The organism is Paraburkholderia sediminicola (assembly GCF_902859805.1).
GTDB lineage: Bacteria > Pseudomonadota > Gammaproteobacteria > Burkholderiales > Burkholderiaceae > Paraburkholderia > Paraburkholderia sediminicola.
On record NZ_CADIKC010000034.1, the window covers coordinates 1 to 1127 of the forward strand.

General features: G+C 67.6%; 1 protein-coding gene. It reads left to right on the forward strand.

What is annotated here, in order from left to right; translation table 11 throughout:
* Positions 1-19: 19 nt before the first annotated feature.
* On the forward strand, positions 20-1127 hold a 1108-nt coding region (locus tag R8871_RS38300; RefSeq protein ID WP_246288091.1), incomplete at its 3' end, for a condensation domain-containing protein.

A 1127-nucleotide genomic window follows, 5' to 3' on the forward strand; every position in this document is an offset into this window, starting at 1 on the left:
GGCGGGGGGCGATTCGATCGTGAGCCTGCAGCTGATCGCGAAGGCGCGTCAGGCGGGACTGAAGCTCACGCCGAAGCAGGTGTTCGATCATCCGACGATCGAGGCGCAGGCGCGCGTGGCGGTGGAGCTGGGCGGGGGGGAGCAGGTGGAGCAGGTAGAGCAGGCCGAGCTGCACGAAGCGGTGCCGCTGACGCCGATCCAGCGGAGTTTCTTCGAACGGTTCGAGGCGGCGCCGTCGCACTGGAACCAGGCAGTGCTGCTGCGGGTACGCGGAGGGCTGGAGGTGGCGGTGCTGGAGCGCGCGCTGCAGGCGCTGGTCGCGCGGCACGATGCGCTGCGGCTGCGGTTTGTGCGGGTGGGGGAAGCCTCGACGCGCAACTGGACGCAGCAGGTAGCTTCGATACAAACCCTGCAGCAGGAACCACTGGTCGAGCAGATCACCATCGGCGACAGCGGCGACTGGGAGCAGGCGCTGCACGATGCGTGCACGCGGGTGCAACAGCAGCTGGACCTGCGGCGCGGTCCGCTGCTGAAGGCGGCGTATCTGGATGTGGGGCGACACGGCCAGCGTGTGCTGCTTGCGATCCATCACCTGGCGGTGGACGGCGTGTCGTGGCGCATCCTGCTGGAGGAACTGCAGCAGGCGTATGCACAGGCGGAGCGTGGCGAGACGATTGCACTGGGCGCGCGCAGCACGCCGTTCAGCGTGTGGAGCATGCGTCAGCACGCGTACGGCATGCAGGCGGAGCGGCTTGCGGAGCTGGGCTGGTGGCAGCAGCGGCTCACGGACGTGGTGGCCTGGCCGGCTGCGGAGGCGACACCAACAGACACGACGACGAACACCTCGACGAGCACCTCGACGAGCACGGCGACAAACACATCGACAAACACATCGACAAACACAGCGAAAGACGCACCCATAGCAACCCACACAATCCGCCTCGACCCGCAGACAACTGCGGCGTTGCTATACGACAGCACACCCGGAACCAGCCGCACCGGCCTCACGCCCGAAATCCTGCTGCTGGCCGCGCTCACCCGCACGCTGGCGCAACGCAGCGCACACCCACGCGTGCTGGTGGAGCTCGAAGGCCATGGCCGCGAGGACATCCTCGATGACATCGACC